We start from the raw sequence: 14,877 nt of genomic DNA, 5'->3' as shown, positions 1-14,877 counted from the left end.
GGGGCGGAGACAGGAGCGCAGGCCCGGCCGGGGGCCGGGCCGCGCGCGGTGAGCGGAGCGAGCCGCCTTGAACCCGTGAAGAAGGTTGTTACTCAGGAGTGGTTGTGATGCGCCACAAGGGTGCGTCGTACTGCTCCGGACGGCTGTTGATGAGCAACTGGCGCAGGTCTTCGCGGAGGGAGCCGTTGAGGTTCAGGGCCTCGGTGATGCGGCGGAACGTCGTGTGAGTGACTCCGCGGAGCTGGGCCTCGGCTTCGAACTGGTCGAGCTCGGACAGTACGGTCTCCGGCACGAGCTGCGCCGGTGGCTGGTCCTTGAGCCATGCGGCCTTGTTGCGCTCGTAGTCGATTTCCGAGTAGCCGCAGATCTCACGGCTGTGTGCCTCTGCCTCGTCCAGGGTGGCGGTGGTCAGGATGGCGCGGGCCAGCTGGTTGCGGTTCAGCGCCTCGTCCAGGTCGACCTCGTGGACAGTTGGGCCTTCGTCGGTGAGGGGAACTGGGAGTCCGGCGTCTCGCATCTCGCATGTGCCGCGTATGCCCCGGGCTGTCGCTGCCAGCATTCCGGTTGCCTCGGACGGGTGCCACTCCAGGACTGAGCCGATCGGCTCGACTTCCTTCGTGGTGAAGGTGTGGACGAGCGGGCCGAGCACGCTGCGTAGGTCATCGAGGGGCAGTTCACCGTCCAGACCTGGGCCTGCCACCAGGAGGCGGATAGTTGCGTTCACCTGGCAGCACGCAGCGAGCGTGACGGCGTCGGCAAGGGGGCTCTTCAGCGTCGGCTCGTCGCCTCGGGCGAGGATGTCGCCGCCCACGTCCAGGAGGTCGATCGACTCGGGAGCCAAGTGTTCTACCAACTCTTCGAGTTGGTGTGTGATGCCCTCGACCCCGTGGTGCGGGTCGATCAGCGCGATGGTGTGCGGGAGCTCCGCCGCGAGCCGGGGGAGGGTGGAGCCTGCCGGAGCTATCGGGCGAGCCTCGGCCGGCACTGCCCGGACAGTTGAGGTGAGCGGCTTGAGGCCAGTGAAGTTGTCCGTGCCCCGGGGGCCCGGCACTGGATCGACCAACAGGCGGTCCCACGCGTACGTGAGGATCACCGCCTGGTCCTCGGCGCCGTAAAGGGCGGCGTGAAGCATTGCGGCGGCGACGGCGTCGCCCCCTCCTCCTGCTGCGACGATCAACCGCGTCATGCGGTTCAGCCTACGGGGTACGGGGTTGACCACTCACCCTATAGTGGCTAGAGGCCATAGCCACTTGTATCGAGAATCGGCCTCAGGCCGGTAGCGGGGTTCCCCACTACTCACCTGGAGCCCACGTTGGGTGAGGAGGACTGATGCCGCAGATCGAGGAGGCTCAGCCGAAGTATCTCCAGATCGCGCACTACATCCGTGATCAGATTCTTCGGGGCGACCTGCGACCGGGCGACGAGGTCCCGTCCGAGCGGCAGTTGGCGGCGGACTGGAAGGTGTCCCGTCCCACGGCCGCGCGGTCGTTGGAGGCGCTGAGCCATCAAGGGCTCGTTGAGAAGCGCCAGGGATCGGGCACGTACGTGCGGAGCCTGGAAGTCAACCGGCGGGCGCGGGAGTTGTACGGGCGGGCCCGGCAGACGGGGAAGATCTACACGCCCGGTGAGTACGCGGTGATTACCTCGACCGGTTGGATGGAGGCGCCGGCTCACGTCGCTGAGGGTTTGGGCCTGGTCAAGGACCGTCGGGCTGTGCATCGGCGGCGCGTGACGAACAACCAGGACGGGCCGATCACGCTGTCCACTTCGTGGTTCGCTCCGGATGTCGGCCACCGGGCGCCGAGGCTGCTTGAGCCGGAGCGCATCCAAGAGGGAACGCTCATGTACGTCGAGAACATGACCGGGCGGCAGGGCAGTTACGCGGAAGATCGCATGTGTGCCCGGGGTGCCACGGAGGAGGAGGCCGTTGACCTTCAACTGGATCCCGGCTCGGCCGTCCTGATCGTCCACCACGTCGTCTTCGACCTCCAGGACCGGCCGTTGGAGTTCGCCGAAGCCACGTACCCGCCGCATCGCTGGGCCTTCGAGCAGGGCTACCCGCTCACCTGATGGGGCGTTGAGGTCCCGCGAGTTGCGGCGAACGGGTTGCGGAGCCGAAGTGGCTAACGCCACTATCCAGGAAGTGGCTAAGGCCACTTGATTCGGAAGGGGGCACGGGTGACGAGTCGGCGGCCGGACGAGGACGCGCACTTAACTTGCCGGGGTTGTCGCGGGCGCGGCTGGAAGCGCGTTGGCTCCCGTACGGCTGTGGCGCTCTCCACGGCCAACGACCGCCACCGTGCCACATCGAAACGGCGCTGCCTCGACTGTGACGGCAGCGGCAAGGAGTGAGCGCGGATGGCCTACACGATCGACCGCTTTCCTTCTGAGGAATGGCCGCGACTCGGTGCCATGACTTTGCACCCCGTCGCGGAGTCCGTGCCTCGGGCCCGGCACTGGTTCCGGAAGTTCCTCGCCCCGTACAACCCGGCCTGCTCGATCGACGACTGCGCGCTGATGATCTCGGAGCTCGTGACCAACGCGATTCTCTATGGGCGGGCGGATGAGTCCTGGGTGGTGCGCGTCGAGTGGTTTCGGGTGGCGACGTCGCTTCGGATCGAGGTGCACAACCCGGGCTTCCCTGCGAATGTCCAGATGCGGCGACCAGAGGCCGACGACGCCCACGGTCGCGGCCTGCTGTTGGTCGACTCCATTGCCGAGTCGTGGCACTCCGGGCCCAGCCGCTTCGGGGGGACGATGGTCTCCTGCGACGTGGCCGGCGCCTGGCCGTCCAGCGAGGGCTTCACTCCGCTCCTGTTCTGACGCTCCAGTTGTCGCTAGTCTGGTTGACCAGTTGACTTGGCTAATCCCGACAGGCGGCATTCATGGCGTATGAAGTGGCGGCACCGAAGTACGTGCGCCTAGCTCAGACGATCCAGAGCCGCATCGAGGACGGCACGTACCCGCCCGGCACGCGGGTGCCCAGCGAGAACCAGTTGGTGCAAGCCTTCGGGATGTCCCGCCCGACCGTTGTTCGGGCGCTGGAGCTGCTGAAGCGTGACGGTTGGCTTGAGTCCCGGCAGGGGTACGGCACGATCGTTCGGGGTCGGCCGGAGGTTGTCGAGCAGAGGGGGCGGCGGGGGCGAGAGGCTCTGGAGCGCGACGAGTCGCAGATCGCAGGACGTCTCGTCGAAGTTGCTGAAGTCCCCGTTCCGGTGCGGGTCGCATCTGCGCTCGGGCTGCCGAAGCGAGCCAAGGTGCTCATGCGCCGCTTCCTGGTTGAGGAGGATGGCGAAGCCGTCGAGCTGGTCTCGTCGTACTTCCCCGCGGGCCTGGCCGAGGACACCGAGCTGGCGAGTGCTGAGACCTTGGCCGGAGGTGTGCGCGCACACCTGGAAGCCAGGAAGAAGATCCGTTTCGACCATGTCACGGAACGGGTCTCCGCTCGACTTCCTGAGGCGGATGAAGCGGGACTCTTGGGCCTGCCGGACGGCGTGCCAGTGCTGAGCGTCCTCGTCATCGCATGCGACGCATCCGGGCAGGCGCTGCAAGTCTCTGACGTGCTACTTCCGGCTGACCGGCAGGAACTTGAGGACACCTACCGGCTGGGCTGATGAGTGAACCGGTGAATGTGCCTCAGTCCCGGGGTCGTCGGCTGGCAAGCCTGTAGATCAGATATGTGAGGGCCAGGATGAAGTCGACGGCTACCCAGAGCCCGATTATCAGGCCCACGCCGATCGTGGTTCCAACATCGCCGGCGTCCTCGCACACCTCCAGATCGTTTCCTGTCAGGCCCCTGCACTCGTCGGGGGTTCCGCTGCCGCTCGCGGCTCCCGCTATGACCCAGGCCAGGAACAAGATCTGTACGGCGAGAAAGACCCACAGGAAGACACGGCGCCGCTTCCTCGGCGGGGGTGCCGTACTGCCCTGATACGGCGGTTGCATTGGGGGTGACCCCTGCTGCGGTGGTCCTGGCCAGGAGGCCGGCGGTGGTGCTGCTCCTTGGGGGTTGCGCGGGCCCCAAGACTGTGGGTCCGGAGCGCGGTCTTGCTTGCTCATGTCGCGCCCTCCCTGTGCTGCTAACTCCATAGTGCGCTCGGGGTAGTAGGGCTGCTCGGCGACCGCAATGAAGACACTTGACAAGTCAACCTGGCATCCGTAGCTTCAAACTTGCTAAGTCAACTTGTCAGGTGGCGAGTTGATCGACTCAGAAGGAGAAATCTCTGTGCGTGTGATCCGCATTGACGCCTCGACCGCGACGATCCTGCTCACCGAAGCTCCGGCGCCGAAGGTGCGTGACCGGCAGACCGGTGAGGTCGCCAAGGACGCCGTGAGCGGTGAGGCCCTGATGACCATCGGCGTTGTCTACATCGAGGAGGGGGAGTCGTCGCTGATCAAGGTCACGGTTCCTGAGAGCGGTGTCGCCGAGGGGCTGACGCTCGGGGCGCCGGTCGCCCTGCCGGGGCTGATTGCCCGGCCGTGGGAGTCCGTCTTCAACGGCCAGCAGCGGCACGGCATCGCCTACCGGGCCACCGCCGTGGCTCCGGGTGCCTTCCCGATGGCTGAGGCGGGCTGATCGACGTGACCGACCTGGTGACGTGGGCCGAGCTGGGCGGGTCGCTCGCTGCGATAGGCGGCGCGGCCTACGCCCGGCACGCTCACCCGGCGGCGTATTGGTCCACGGTCGGACTGCCGGTCTCGGTGGCCCGACTACTGGCCTCGTACTCCTCCACCATGGATGCGTGCGGCCTGACGGTCGAACCGTCCCGGTGGCGGGCACTGGCCGTCAAGGCGACCACTCGGCGAGAGGTCCGGCCTGTGCCCCCTCGCCGGGGCATGATCCGGCCCACCTCGACCGGCCTCCGGCTCCGGCTGCGGCTCGCCCCGGGGCAGGAACCTGCCGACGTGGCGGCCTCTGCCGAACGGCTGCGGCACGCCTGGGGCGTTCACGCCGTGTACGTCCGAGAAGTCAAGCCTGGGGTCGTGGAACTGCGGCTCGTTGGGTTCGACGTCCTGCGAAAGGTGCGAATGCCTCGCCGGATGGACGTCGGCCTGCTTCAGGTGCCGGTGGCTCTGAAGGAGGACGCAACCGCGTTCGTGCGGGACTACCGAGCCGTACCGCATCAACTCGTGCTCGGCGCCACGTTGTCGGGCAAGTCCATGTTCCTGCGGAACCTGATCACTGGGCTGGCCACTCAGCCGGTGGTCCTGGTGGGAATCGACTGCAAGCGCGGTGTCGAGCTGGCGCCGTTCGCGCCCCGGCTCTCCGCGTTGGCCACCGATCCGGAACAGGCAGCCGAACTGCTGCCCGTGCTCGTGAAGGAAATGGAGGACCGCTACGACCTGATCAAGGCCCGGCAGGGCATCGCTCCCGGCACTCCGGATGAAGAGATCACCTCGGACATCTGGGGGCTGCCGGAGAACGAACGGCCGGCGCCCGTCGTGCTGTTCATCGATGAGGTGGCCGAACTCTTCCTCATCGCCACGAGGAAGGAGGAAGAGCGGCGGGACGAGATGGTCACCCAGCTCATCCGGCTCGCCCAGCTCGGCCGTGCGGCCGGCATCTACCTGGAGGTCTGCGGACAGCGCTTCGGGGCCGAGCTGGGTAAGGGCGCCACCATGCTGCGGGCCCAACTGACCGGCCGTGTCTGCCATCGTGTGAACGACGAAGCGTCCGCCAAGATGGCTCTCGGTGACATCGCGTCTGAGGCGGTCTATGCGGCTTGCGCCGTTGCTGCCGAGCTGCCCGGCCTCGCCGTCGTCGGTGACACGTCCGGCGGCTGGTCCCGCATCCGTACCCCACCCCTGTCCCTTGCCGACGCTGCGGCCACCTGCCGCGAGACGGCACACCTCGCCCCGGACGTACCGGCGCTCACGCCTTTCCGGCCGTACGCCCCGCCCATGCCTGTGAAGGCGTCCGGGCCCGTGGCCGCCCCTCGGCCGGTCACCGACTAGAGCCGAAGCGCTCCAACGGTCGGCGCGGCCGTCCCGCGCCAAGTCCCTACCCCATCCATGCCTGGAACCGGAAGGAGTCGCGCCGTGCGCACTCTGCCCGTCCGCGTTGACGCCGTGCTCGTTCAAGCGCTGATCGCCGCCGCACTGTCCTTCGCCCACCTGCACGACCTGGCTTCGGCTGCCGGACAGGACGGTTGGAAGGCGTGGGCCTACCCGGTTTCCGTCGACTTGCTGTTGGTGGCCGCCTGGCGGCGGCTCCGCTCCGGTGAGGCGAAAACGGCCGGGTGGTGCTGGTTCCTCGTCGCGCTGATCGCGTCGCTCGGAGCCAACGTCGCCACGGCCGGATTGCTTGACCTGGACGACGTCCCGGCCTGGCTGCGCATCCTCGTCGCGGGCTGGCCCGCGGTGGCCTTCCTGGGCGGCACGCTCCTCGCTCACGGATCGCCGAAGCCCGTAGAGGCTCCGGCGGCGGCACCCGAGCCGCCTTCGACGGCCACAGCACCCGAACCCACTACTGCGGCATCGACCGAACTGCCCACCGTCGGCAAGGAGCCGGCTTCGCCGTCGCCGTCCCCGGTACCGCCCGCGCTCGTCGCCATGGCGCACAAGGTCGCCGACGAACACCGCGCCCGGACCGGGACTGACATCGACACCTCGACCCTTCGCGCCCGGCTCGGTGTCCCGATGCCGCTCGCCGAAACCATCGCCACTCAACTCCCCTGACCTGGAGGACTTTCCACCTTGCGTCCGTCCACGCTCCGCGCGCTGAAGCGTGCCGCCGAGCTGACCCGACAGAACCGCCTCACCGAAGCCGTGCTGATCGCCGAGCCGGTGATCCTCGCCGCCGACAGCTACGAGGGCGACGAGATCTTGCGCTGGCTGGCCGACCACGTCACCGACTTCACCGGCGAGACCGACAAGGAGATGCCCTGATGTCCGCCAACCGCCGTTTCCGCCGCGTCGTCCGCATCGGCCCCGTCCAGGTCGGCACCTACTACGACAGCCGGGGCCGCGAGAAGCACACCGCCGCCTGTACGGCTCCGCGTTGCGGCTTCTCCACGGACTACGACAGCCGCGCCGCCGCCGAGCTGGCCGCGCGCACCCACCGCTGCCGCGTCCGCTGAGGAGCGCCCATGACTGTCTCGCTGCCGCTCGTCTTCGTCCTGGGCGTCGTCGCCTGGGCCGCGATCAAGTTCCTCGGCATCCGGCTCTGGGTCGCCGTCGTAATCGCACTGTTCGGCTTCTGGCTCTCGTACACCTTCCTCGCCCCGGCCATCGAGTCCGGCACCCGCTCCGGGGTCGACGTCGTCAACGGCACCCACGAATGACACCCCGACTGACAAGGAGTCCCGCGATGTTCCGCCCCAAGCTGCCCGACACCCCGCACGTCCCGAGCATCACCACTCACATCCCGCAGGACCATGCCCCGGCTCCCTCCGCCGGCCACTCGGTCGCACCGTTCGTGGGGGTCGGCGCCGGTGCGGTGGCCGCCGTTGTCGTCGTCGGCGTCGTCCTCACCGCGCTCCTGGCGGCGGTCGCCGTCTCGGCCGTGTCCGTGGCCATCGCCGCTGTGGTCCTGCCGACCGGCCACCGGGGCGGCAAACGCCGCCAAGCATCCCGCCGCCCCGGGGCCGTCCCTCCCAACCGCTGAAACAGCCGAAAGGAATGCCCATCATCACCCGGCAGACTCCGCCCCCGCTGGCGGAACTCTCCATGCTGGCCTCGTGCGGCACCATGCCCGAGCTGGCCCGCCAACTCTCCGGCCTGGGCGGCTGCACCCACCCCGTACGCCTCGACGGCCACCGCACCGAGTACGAGGTCAACACGGCAACCGGCGAGATCGGCAACGTCCTGCACCACTTGGACTCTGCCAACCTCCCCGCCGGCCAGCTCCTCGTCCGCTGCAACAACCGCCGTGCGACCCGCTGCGCCGCCTGCGCCGAGACCTACCGCCGCGATACCTACCACCTGATCACCGCCGGACTGCGGGGTGGCAAAGGCACCCCCGAGCAGGTCGGCACGCACCCGCGCGTCTTCGCCACCTTCACCGCCCCGAGCTTCGGCTCGGTCCACAACCGACCGTCCAGCGGCCTGAACTGCCGCTGCGGCACGCGCCACTCCGAGTCGGACTCCGCCCTGGGCACACCGCTCGACCCCGAGAGGTACGACTACGAAGCGGCCGTGCTCTGGAACGCCCACGCAGGGGCCATCTGGCGCCGGTTCTCCATCTACCTCCGCCGTGAGGTCGCCAAGTGCGCCGGGCTCACCCAACGCGCCTTCGCTGACCACGCGCGCATCTCCTTCGCCAAGGTCGCCGAGTACCAGAAGCGCGGCGCCGTCCACTTCCACGCGGTCATCCGCCTCGACGGCCCGGAAGGCGGCGACACATCACCTCCGGCCTGGGCGACGGCCGAGCTGCTGACGGATGCCATCCGCGCCGCTACCACCGCCGCACGCGTCACCGGACCGGAGATCGACGGCCGATCTCACACCTTCACCTTCGGCCGCCAGCTCGACGTCCGCACGATCCGCTCCGCCGACTTCGACGACGGCCAGGAGCTGACCGAACGCGCGGTGGCCGCATACATCGCCAAGTACGCCACCAAAGGCGCCGAAACCGCGACTGGCACTCTGGACCGCCCGCTCCGCTTCCTCGCCGAGTTGGCTCAGTCCCGGCTCACCGACCACGCCCGCCGCATGATCCGCACCGCCTGGACCCTCGGCGCACGCCCCGAGCTGGCAGACCTCCGGCTGCGGGCCTGGGCCCACATGCTCGGCTTCCGCGGCCACTTCTCCACCAAGTCCCGCCGCTACTCCACAACCCTCGGCGCCCTCCGCGACGCCCGCGCCGAATGGCGCCGCGCCCAAGCGGCTCCGGTCACCACCCCGCAGGACGGGGAAACGACGCTCGTCCTTGCTCACTGGGTCTTCGCCGGAACCGGCCTCAGCACCGGCGAACAGTGGCTGACCGCATCCCTCGAACCCGCCGCCGGAACGGAAGGAGAGCCCACCACATGAACGACCGCTACCTGTCCGTCGACCAGGTCGCCGAGCTGCTCGGCACGACCACTCGCTTCCCCCGGCGGCTCGTCGAGGAACGGCGCATCCGCTACGTGAAGGTCGGCCGGCATGTGCGCATCCCGGAGAGCGCGGTTGAGGAGTTCATCCGGTCTCGCACGGTGGAGCCGCTGAGGCGGCCTCGCCCACGCTACGGAAGGGCTGCCTGATGGCCAACAGCAGGGGCAGGCGCCGCCGCTTCGGCGCGATCAGACGGCTTCCCTCCGGGCGGTACCAGGCGCGCTATCCGGGGCCAGACGGCGTGATGCGTCCGGCTCCCTTCACGTTCGAGACGACGGCCGACGCGGATGACTGGCTCGCCGAAAGGCAGACGGAGATTCGTCGTGGCGACTGGCGTGACCCCGATGCGGGCGCGGTGGGCTTCCGGGCCTACGCGGAGAAGTGGGTGGAGGAACGGGAGCTCGCGCCGCTTACGCAGGACCTCTACCGGTATCTCCTCGACAAGCACCTGTTCGCGTTAGCCGACCTGGACTTGGACGAGATCACCGCGCCCCGAGTCAGGGAGTGGCGGGCTGAACGGCTGCGGCTCACGGGTGCCAAGACGATCACCGCCAAGGCTTACCGGCTCCTCAAGGCCATCATGGAGACGGCCGTGGACGACGAGCTGATCACGCGCAATCCGTGCCGGATCAAGGGCGCTGGTAAGGAGAAGGCCGCTGAGCGGCGCATCGCCACCGTCGCCCAGGTGGACGCCCTCGCCAATGCGGTGGGGATGCGGTGGCGGCTCATGGTCTACCTCGGCGCCTACGGCCCGCTCAGGCCCGAAGAGCTGGCCGGCCTCCGGCGCCGGGACATCGACCTCGACAACCTGCGCCTCCGCGTCCGCCTCGCCGAGCCGGAGCGGATGGACGGTCGCCGCGTCCAGGGCGACACCAAGTCCGAGGCGGGCACCCGGACTGTGATTCTTCCCGCCTTCCTTCACCGGGAGCTCCGCTGGCACCTTGAGTCCTACGCCGAGCCGGGCCCCGATGGGCTGATCTTTGTGGGGGAGAAGGGTGCTCCCTTCCGGCGCAGCACCTTCGGGCGGAAGTGGCGGAAGGCACGGGAGGTCGTCGGCCTGCCTGAGGGCTTCCGGTTCTACGACCTCCGGCACACCGGGCACACCCTGTCGACGCGGTCCGGGGCCACTCTCAAGGACACGATGGTCCGAGCCGGGCAGTCCTCGGAGAAGGCCGCGCTGATCTATCAGCACTCCGACGAGGAGCGACAGGAGGAGGTTGCCGCCGGCCTCGACGCCACGGTTCAGAAGGCTCGGGAGGAGGCTGCCCAGAAGGCCGTCGAGAAGCGTTCTGGCACGAATCTGGCACGCGACGACTGATCACAGCGGACAGCAAAACGGCCCAGGTCTCTGACCTGGGCCTTCTTCGTGGAGCGGGTGACGAGAATCGAACTCGCGCTCTCAGCTTGGGAAGCTGATGTTCTACCATTAAACTACACCCGCGTAAGACGCCGACGGAGTCGGTGTGCGAACGTTGGCCACTTTACCCCATGTCAGGCCCCGGGTGTTGATGCCCTGGGGTCTGAGGGCGTTTCAGGGGTGGGATGCGGCTGCGGGGCAGCGGAGTTGGGGCGTACGGTGGGGCGTCGGCGAGGGTCCGGGCGGGACCGGAGCGCCGCCTCGAAGGCTGTTCCTTTCATCCCGTACTGTGGCTTTTGTCGTCAGGCAAGCACCAGCCAGACGCGGCTCTTGGGGAAGGGACTCTTGGACTTGATGGAGCGCACCGTCGTCCGCTGTGCCGATGGGCACGTGTTCACCACCGCTTCGTTCCCGATGCAGCAGGCCGAGCGACTCGGCCCCGGCCGGCTGCTCCGGTGTCCGCGGTGTACGCGGCTCCGCAGCGTCGTACCCGTCAGCCACCAGAAGCGGTAGCGAGCGGAGCGATCTGCGGCGGGCAGTAGTGGGCAGTAGTGAGTAGAGGACAAAGGCACAGCCGTAGGGCATAAGGCGCGTGGAGTCGTCCGGTTGTGGGCGCTCCGCGCGCCTTGCGTATCCTCGGGGCGTGCTTCTCTCAGACAAGGACATCCGGGCCGAGATCGACGCCGGACGAGTGCGTATCGATCCGTTTGACGACGCGATGGTGCAGCCGTCGAGCATCGATGTGCGGCTGGACCGCTACTTCCGGGTGTTCGAGAACCACCGGTACCCCCACATCGACCCCTCCGTCGAGCAGACCGATCTGACCCGGCTCGTGGAGCCGGAGGGCGACGAGCCGTTCATCCTGCACCCGGGGGAGTTCGTCCTCGCCAGTACGTACGAGGTCATCACGCTGCCCGACGATCTCGCCTCCCGGCTTGAGGGCAAGAGCTCGCTGGGGCGGCTGGGGCTCGTGACGCACTCCACCGCCGGGTTCATCGACCCCGGCTTCAGCGGCCATGTGACCCTGGAGCTGTCCAACCTCGCCACCCTGCCGATCAAGCTCTGGCCGGGGATGAAGATCGGGCAGCTCTGCATGTTCAAGCTCAGCTCGCCCGCCGAGTTCCCCTACGGCAGTGAGCGGTACGGGTCGCGGTACCAGGGGCAGCGGGGGCCGACGGCCTCCCGGTCCTTCCTCAATTTCCATCGGACCCAGGTGTGAGCGACCCCAGCATGAGCGACCCCAGCATGAGTGACACGAGCATGAGCGGTGAGCGGGAGAATCTGACCTACGAGCGGTTCGGGGTCGCCGTGCGCGAGCTCGCGCAGGCCATCGCCGACGACGGGTACGAGCCCGACGTCGTGCTCAGCATCGCCCGCGGCGGTGTCTTCGTGGCCGGCGGGCTCGCCTACGCCCTCGACTGCAAGAACATCCACCTCGTGAATGTGGAGTTCTATACGGGCGTGGGGACCACCCTCGAGATGCCCGTCATGCTCGCCCCCGTCCCCAACGTGATCGACTTCTCCGAGAAGAAGGTGCTGATCACCGACGACGTCGCCGACACCGGCAAGACCCTCAAGCTGGTCCGCGACTTCTGCCTCGACACCGTCGCCGAGGTGCGCAGCGCCGTGGTCTACGAGAAGTCCCAGTCGCTGGTGAAGTGCGAGTACGTGTGGAAGCGGACCGATGAGTGGATCAACTTCCCGTGGTCCGTGGAGCCTCCGGTGGTGCGGCGGGCCGGGCAGGTGCTCGACGCCTGACAGGCGGCCCTGACAGGCAGCAAAAAGAAGCAGCCCTGACAGGCAGCAAAAAAGGGGCTCCTCCGGGAGCCCCTTTCTCGTGCGCGCGGGTGCGCGCGGAACCTCAGACCGTGCCCAGCTTCACGATCGACAGCAGGGCGATCAGCTGGATCGCCGACGCGCCGAGCGCCTTCGGCCAGGGGAGGTCGTGGGAGCGGCTGACCATGAGGGTCAGGAGGGCGCCGCCCGCGATCCAGGTGGCCCAGCCCAGGAGCTGTACGAACGTCGCGTCGCCGCCGGCGAACATCGCGAAGACCAGGCGGGGCGCGTCCGTGAGGGACATGATCAGCATGGAGAGGCCGACCGTGGGCTGCCAGGCGCCGTCGCCGCCGAGCTGGCGGGCCAGGGTGTGGGTGACCACGCCCAGGATGAAGGCGCTGATCGCCATCGCGACGGCCGTGGTCAGGACGATCGGGACCGCGTTCGACAGTGTGGCGTTTATCGCGTCCGCGCGGGCGCCGTCGAAGCCGAAGACCGCGAGCAGGCCGTAGAGGAGCGTGACGATGAGGGCCGGGCCCCACATCGAGTAGTCGCGCATCTGGAGGAACGTCTGGCTGGGGGAGAGGACGATCCCCCGCAGCAGGGCCTTCCAGTGCAGGCGCGGGCCGACCGGGCCGGACGGCGCGGGCGCCGCGCCGGCGCGGTAGGTGTCGCCCTGGTTGTAGGGGTCCTCGTCGACCGAGAAGGCCTGGGTGTGGCCCGGGTTGTTCGCCGCGTACGGGTCCGGCGGGCCCTGGGGGCCGGGCGGGTACGCGCCGTCGCCGAAGTACTCCGGCTCGCCGTGGCCGCCGGGTCCGCCGTAGCCGCCACCGTGGCCGCCGGGTCCGGCGTTCGCCTGCGGCCAGGTGGGGCCGCCGCCGTTGCCGTACGGCTGCTGCTGCGGGTACGGCTGAGGCGCCGGCGGGTAACCGTACGACGGTCCCTGCGGCGTCTGCTGCCCGTGCGGGGGGTTTTGCGGTCGCGTCTGAGGAGCGCCGTTGTTCCGGCCGCGTCCGATCCTGAATCCAGCCACGTCATCGAACGTACCTGGTCCCGGGCGGTGGCGGGCCGGGCCCGGGCTTCCGGGCCCGGCTTTGCGGCCGAGCTGTGACATCCCTTAAGGGGTAAGCCCCTTCAGGAACTCATGGGTTGTCAGGGTTCTGCCCCAGGGACCCCAGGACCCCCACGGCCCCGGGCCCATCGCCTGGTACCGCGGGGTCAGCGCAGCATGACCTGGCCCAGCCTCAGATAGTCCGTCGTCGACATGCCCAGGGAGCCGGGGCCGAAGCTGATCGCGTTCTTCGTGGTCACGCCCGAGGCCGAGCCGCGCAGGCTGTAGAGGGAGCCGGAGGGGTGGTTCTCGCCGTCGGAGCCGACGGACAGGTCCGCCTTGCCGTCGCCGGTGAGGTCGGACAGGCGTACGGACGCGCCGAAGCGGTCGGCGGACTCGGCGGTGCCGGGGACGCCCTCCGTGTTCTGGGTGAACGACTGGGCGCCGGTGCCGGTCAGTCCGGTGGCCGAGCCGCGCAGCACGGTGACGCTGCCGGCGATGTCCGCGGTGCCGACGTCCTCGTGGATCGTGCCGACGGCCAGGTCGCCGTAGCCGTCGCCGTTGACGTCGGCGATCGAGAGGTCGTTGCCGAACCAGTCGCTCTCCTCGTCCGCGCCGGGGACGCCGGGGGTGTCCTGGTTGATTGTCGTCCGGGGGCTGGTGCGGACGCCGGTGGCGCCGCCGGGCCAGGCGCTGACCGAGCCGCCGAGGCTTCTGGCGTCGCCGCCGTAGGCCGCCGTGACGACATCGTCGTAGCCGTCGCCGTTCAGGTCGCCGACGGTGGCCAGCTCCCAGCCGCCGCTCTTCAGGAACGTCTGGCGGGTCAGGCCGGAGGCGGAGCCGAGGTAGACCATGGCGCCGTCCTCGTACGTGGACTCCTCGCTGCCGGTGGCGACCAGGTCGTCGGTGCCGTCGCCGTTGACGTCGCCGGCGGAGAGGCTCCGGGCACCGGCGAGGCCGGCTCCGCCTCGCAGGCCGCTGGCGAGTTCCTGGTGTGTGCCCGAGCCGGCGGTCTTGGAGATGCCCTCGTGGATCCAGATGTCGCTGCCGGTGCTGCCGACGGCGATGTCGGCCCGGCCGTCCCCGGTGAAGTCGCCGACGGCGAGGGACATGCCGTACTCGTCGTGGGCCGCCACGGCCGGGTCGGGGACGCCCCGGCCGCCGGACAGGCCGCTCTTGCCGCCCCAGACGACGGTGACGGAGCCGCCGTCGGCGTCGGAGTCGATGTCCTCGCCGGTGCTGCCGATCACCAGGTCGGCGTATCCGTCGCTGTTCAGGTCGCCGGAGGAGAGGGCCCTGCCGAAGCGGTCGCCCTCCTCGGCGGTGCCGGGGATGCCGGCCGTGTCCTGGGTGAGGACGGTACGGCGGGCGGCGCTGATGCCGTTCGCGGAGCCGTAGGTGATGACGACGGCGCCCGCGTCCCTCTTGCCGCCGACCGGGGTGTAGGGCGCGGCGGCGGCGAGGTCGCTGTAGCCGTCGCCGTTGAAGTCGTCGGCGAACTTCGACGGCGCCGCTGAGGCGGGGGCGGCCAGGGTGAGCGGGGTGAGGCCGGCGGCCAGCAGGGCGGCGGCGCCGAGGGCGGCCGCGGTGTGCCTGCGCATGCGGTGTTCCTCCTGGTGATGGGGCGGGCTGGTGAGAAGGGGTGGGGGATACGTTCGGG

19 protein-coding genes and 1 tRNA gene are annotated in these 14,877 nt (G+C 69.1%); 15 read left to right on the top strand and 5 right to left on the bottom strand.

Annotated features, from left to right (window positions below; genetic code table 11):
- Positions 1–88 precede the first annotated feature (88 nt).
- Complete coding sequence (locus tag NNW99_RS17465; protein WP_215120072.1) at positions 89–1,186, bottom strand: DUF1152 domain-containing protein; 1,098 nt, start codon at positions 1,184–1,186, stop codon at positions 89–91.
- Positions 1,187–1,329: 143 nt separating this feature from the next.
- Here NNW99_RS17465 and NNW99_RS17460 point away from each other — a divergent pair, with 143 nt between their 5' ends.
- The 3 genes from NNW99_RS17460 to NNW99_RS17450 all read left to right on the top strand — a co-directional run bounded on the left by NNW99_RS17460 (position 1,330) and on the right by NNW99_RS17450 (position 3,614).
- The gene (locus NNW99_RS17460) at positions 1,330–2,070 is read left to right on the top strand and encodes a GntR family transcriptional regulator (RefSeq protein ID WP_215120071.1); all 741 of its coding nucleotides are present in this window, start codon (positions 1,330–1,332) and stop codon (positions 2,068–2,070) included.
- A gap of 288 nt (positions 2,071–2,358) precedes the next feature.
- Positions 2,359–2,823: an ATP-binding protein gene (locus NNW99_RS17455; protein ID WP_215120070.1), complete on the top strand. Its 465-nt coding sequence runs from the start codon at positions 2,359–2,361 to the stop codon at positions 2,821–2,823.
- A gap of 62 nt (positions 2,824–2,885) precedes the next feature.
- Positions 2,886–3,614, top strand: coding sequence for a GntR family transcriptional regulator (locus NNW99_RS17450; protein ID WP_215120069.1), 729 nt, complete (start codon positions 2,886–2,888; stop codon positions 3,612–3,614).
- A 22-nt stretch (positions 3,615–3,636) separates the two neighbouring features.
- On the opposite strand, the gene NNW99_RS17445 is transcribed toward NNW99_RS17450, so the two are convergent.
- Positions 3,637–3,858 carry a hypothetical protein gene (locus NNW99_RS17445; protein WP_251057841.1) on the bottom strand — a complete coding sequence of 74 codons (222 nt, stop codon included), beginning with the start codon at positions 3,856–3,858 and terminating at the stop codon, positions 3,637–3,639.
- Positions 3,859–4,225: 367 nt separating this feature from the next.
- Here NNW99_RS17445 and NNW99_RS17440 point away from each other — a divergent pair, with 367 nt between their 5' ends.
- The 10 genes from NNW99_RS17440 to NNW99_RS17395 all read left to right on the top strand — a co-directional run bounded on the left by NNW99_RS17440 (position 4,226) and on the right by NNW99_RS17395 (position 10,351).
- Complete coding sequence (locus NNW99_RS17440) at positions 4,226–4,576, top strand: hypothetical protein (protein ID WP_215120067.1); 351 nt, start codon at positions 4,226–4,228, stop codon at positions 4,574–4,576.
- 5 nt (positions 4,577–4,581) lie between these two features.
- Entirely contained in the window at positions 4,582–5,955 is a 1,374-nt protein-coding gene (locus tag NNW99_RS17435) for an FtsK/SpoIIIE domain-containing protein (protein ID WP_215120066.1), read from the top strand.
- 84 nt (positions 5,956–6,039) lie between these two features.
- The gene (locus NNW99_RS17430; RefSeq protein ID WP_215120065.1) at positions 6,040–6,678 is read left to right on the top strand and encodes a DUF2637 domain-containing protein; all 639 of its coding nucleotides are present in this window, start codon (positions 6,040–6,042) and stop codon (positions 6,676–6,678) included.
- Positions 6,679–6,696: 18 nt separating this feature from the next.
- Complete coding sequence (locus tag NNW99_RS17425) at positions 6,697–6,888, top strand: hypothetical protein (RefSeq protein ID WP_104783024.1); 192 nt, start codon at positions 6,697–6,699, stop codon at positions 6,886–6,888.
- Positions 6,888–7,079 carry a mobile element transfer protein gene (locus NNW99_RS17420; protein WP_215120064.1) on the top strand — a complete coding sequence of 64 codons (192 nt, stop codon included), beginning with the start codon at positions 6,888–6,890 and terminating at the stop codon, positions 7,077–7,079. Before NNW99_RS17425 ends, NNW99_RS17420 begins: the two co-directional genes overlap by 1 nt.
- 9 nt (positions 7,080–7,088) lie before the next feature.
- Positions 7,089–7,283, top strand: a complete 195-nt coding sequence (locus tag NNW99_RS17415; RefSeq protein ID WP_215120063.1) for a hypothetical protein — start codon at positions 7,089–7,091, stop codon at positions 7,281–7,283.
- Between the two features lie 26 nt (positions 7,284–7,309).
- Positions 7,310–7,606 carry a SpdD protein gene (locus NNW99_RS17410; RefSeq protein ID WP_251057840.1) on the top strand — a complete coding sequence of 99 codons (297 nt, stop codon included), beginning with the start codon at positions 7,310–7,312 and terminating at the stop codon, positions 7,604–7,606.
- Positions 7,607–7,668: 62 nt separating this feature from the next.
- Positions 7,669–8,973 (top strand): replication initiator, encoded by a 1,305-nt coding sequence (locus NNW99_RS17405; RefSeq protein WP_215124323.1) that lies wholly within the window; start codon positions 7,669–7,671, stop codon positions 8,971–8,973.
- On the top strand, positions 8,970–9,182 hold the full coding sequence (locus NNW99_RS17400) for an excisionase family DNA-binding protein (RefSeq protein WP_215120062.1): 213 nt from the start codon (positions 8,970–8,972) through the stop codon (positions 9,180–9,182). The genes NNW99_RS17405 and NNW99_RS17400 overlap by 4 nt, the downstream gene beginning before the upstream one ends.
- Positions 9,182–10,351 (top strand): site-specific integrase, encoded by a 1,170-nt coding sequence (locus NNW99_RS17395; protein WP_215120061.1) that lies wholly within the window; start codon positions 9,182–9,184, stop codon positions 10,349–10,351. The genes NNW99_RS17400 and NNW99_RS17395 overlap by 1 nt, the downstream gene beginning before the upstream one ends.
- Before the next feature lie 49 nt (positions 10,352–10,400).
- On the opposite strand, the gene NNW99_RS17390 is transcribed toward NNW99_RS17395, so the two are convergent.
- A tRNA-Gly gene (locus tag NNW99_RS17390) sits at positions 10,401–10,474 on the bottom strand.
- 559 nt (positions 10,475–11,033) lie between these two features.
- On the opposite strand from NNW99_RS17390, the gene dcd reads away from it, so the two are divergent.
- Both dcd and NNW99_RS17380 read left to right on the top strand, forming a co-directional pair.
- A complete protein-coding gene (gene dcd / locus NNW99_RS17385) occupies positions 11,034–11,609 on the top strand; it encodes a dCTP deaminase (RefSeq protein ID WP_215120060.1) in 576 nt (191 codons plus the stop codon).
- 41 nt (positions 11,610–11,650) lie between these two features.
- A complete protein-coding gene (locus NNW99_RS17380) occupies positions 11,651–12,148 on the top strand; it encodes a phosphoribosyltransferase (protein WP_215124322.1) in 498 nt (165 codons plus the stop codon).
- A 103-nt stretch (positions 12,149–12,251) separates the two neighbouring features.
- Here the strand turns inward: NNW99_RS17380 and NNW99_RS17375 are convergent, their stop codons facing one another.
- Together NNW99_RS17375 and NNW99_RS17370 are read right to left on the bottom strand one after the other, a co-directional pair.
- Entirely contained in the window at positions 12,252–13,280 is a 1,029-nt protein-coding gene (locus NNW99_RS17375; RefSeq protein ID WP_215120059.1) for a Yip1 family protein, read from the bottom strand.
- Positions 13,281–13,384: 104 nt separating this feature from the next.
- Positions 13,385–14,818 carry an FG-GAP-like repeat-containing protein gene (locus NNW99_RS17370; RefSeq protein WP_215120058.1) on the bottom strand — a complete coding sequence of 478 codons (1,434 nt, stop codon included), beginning with the start codon at positions 14,816–14,818 and terminating at the stop codon, positions 13,385–13,387.
- Positions 14,819–14,877 lie beyond the last annotated feature (59 nt).

Source organism: Streptomyces sp. CRCS-T-1 (assembly GCF_024442335.1).
GTDB lineage: Bacteria > Actinomycetota > Actinomycetes > Streptomycetales > Streptomycetaceae > Streptomyces > Streptomyces koelreuteriae.
The sequence above is the reverse complement of the archived record's forward strand: the minus strand, read 5'-3'. Positions and strand labels throughout refer to the sequence as shown.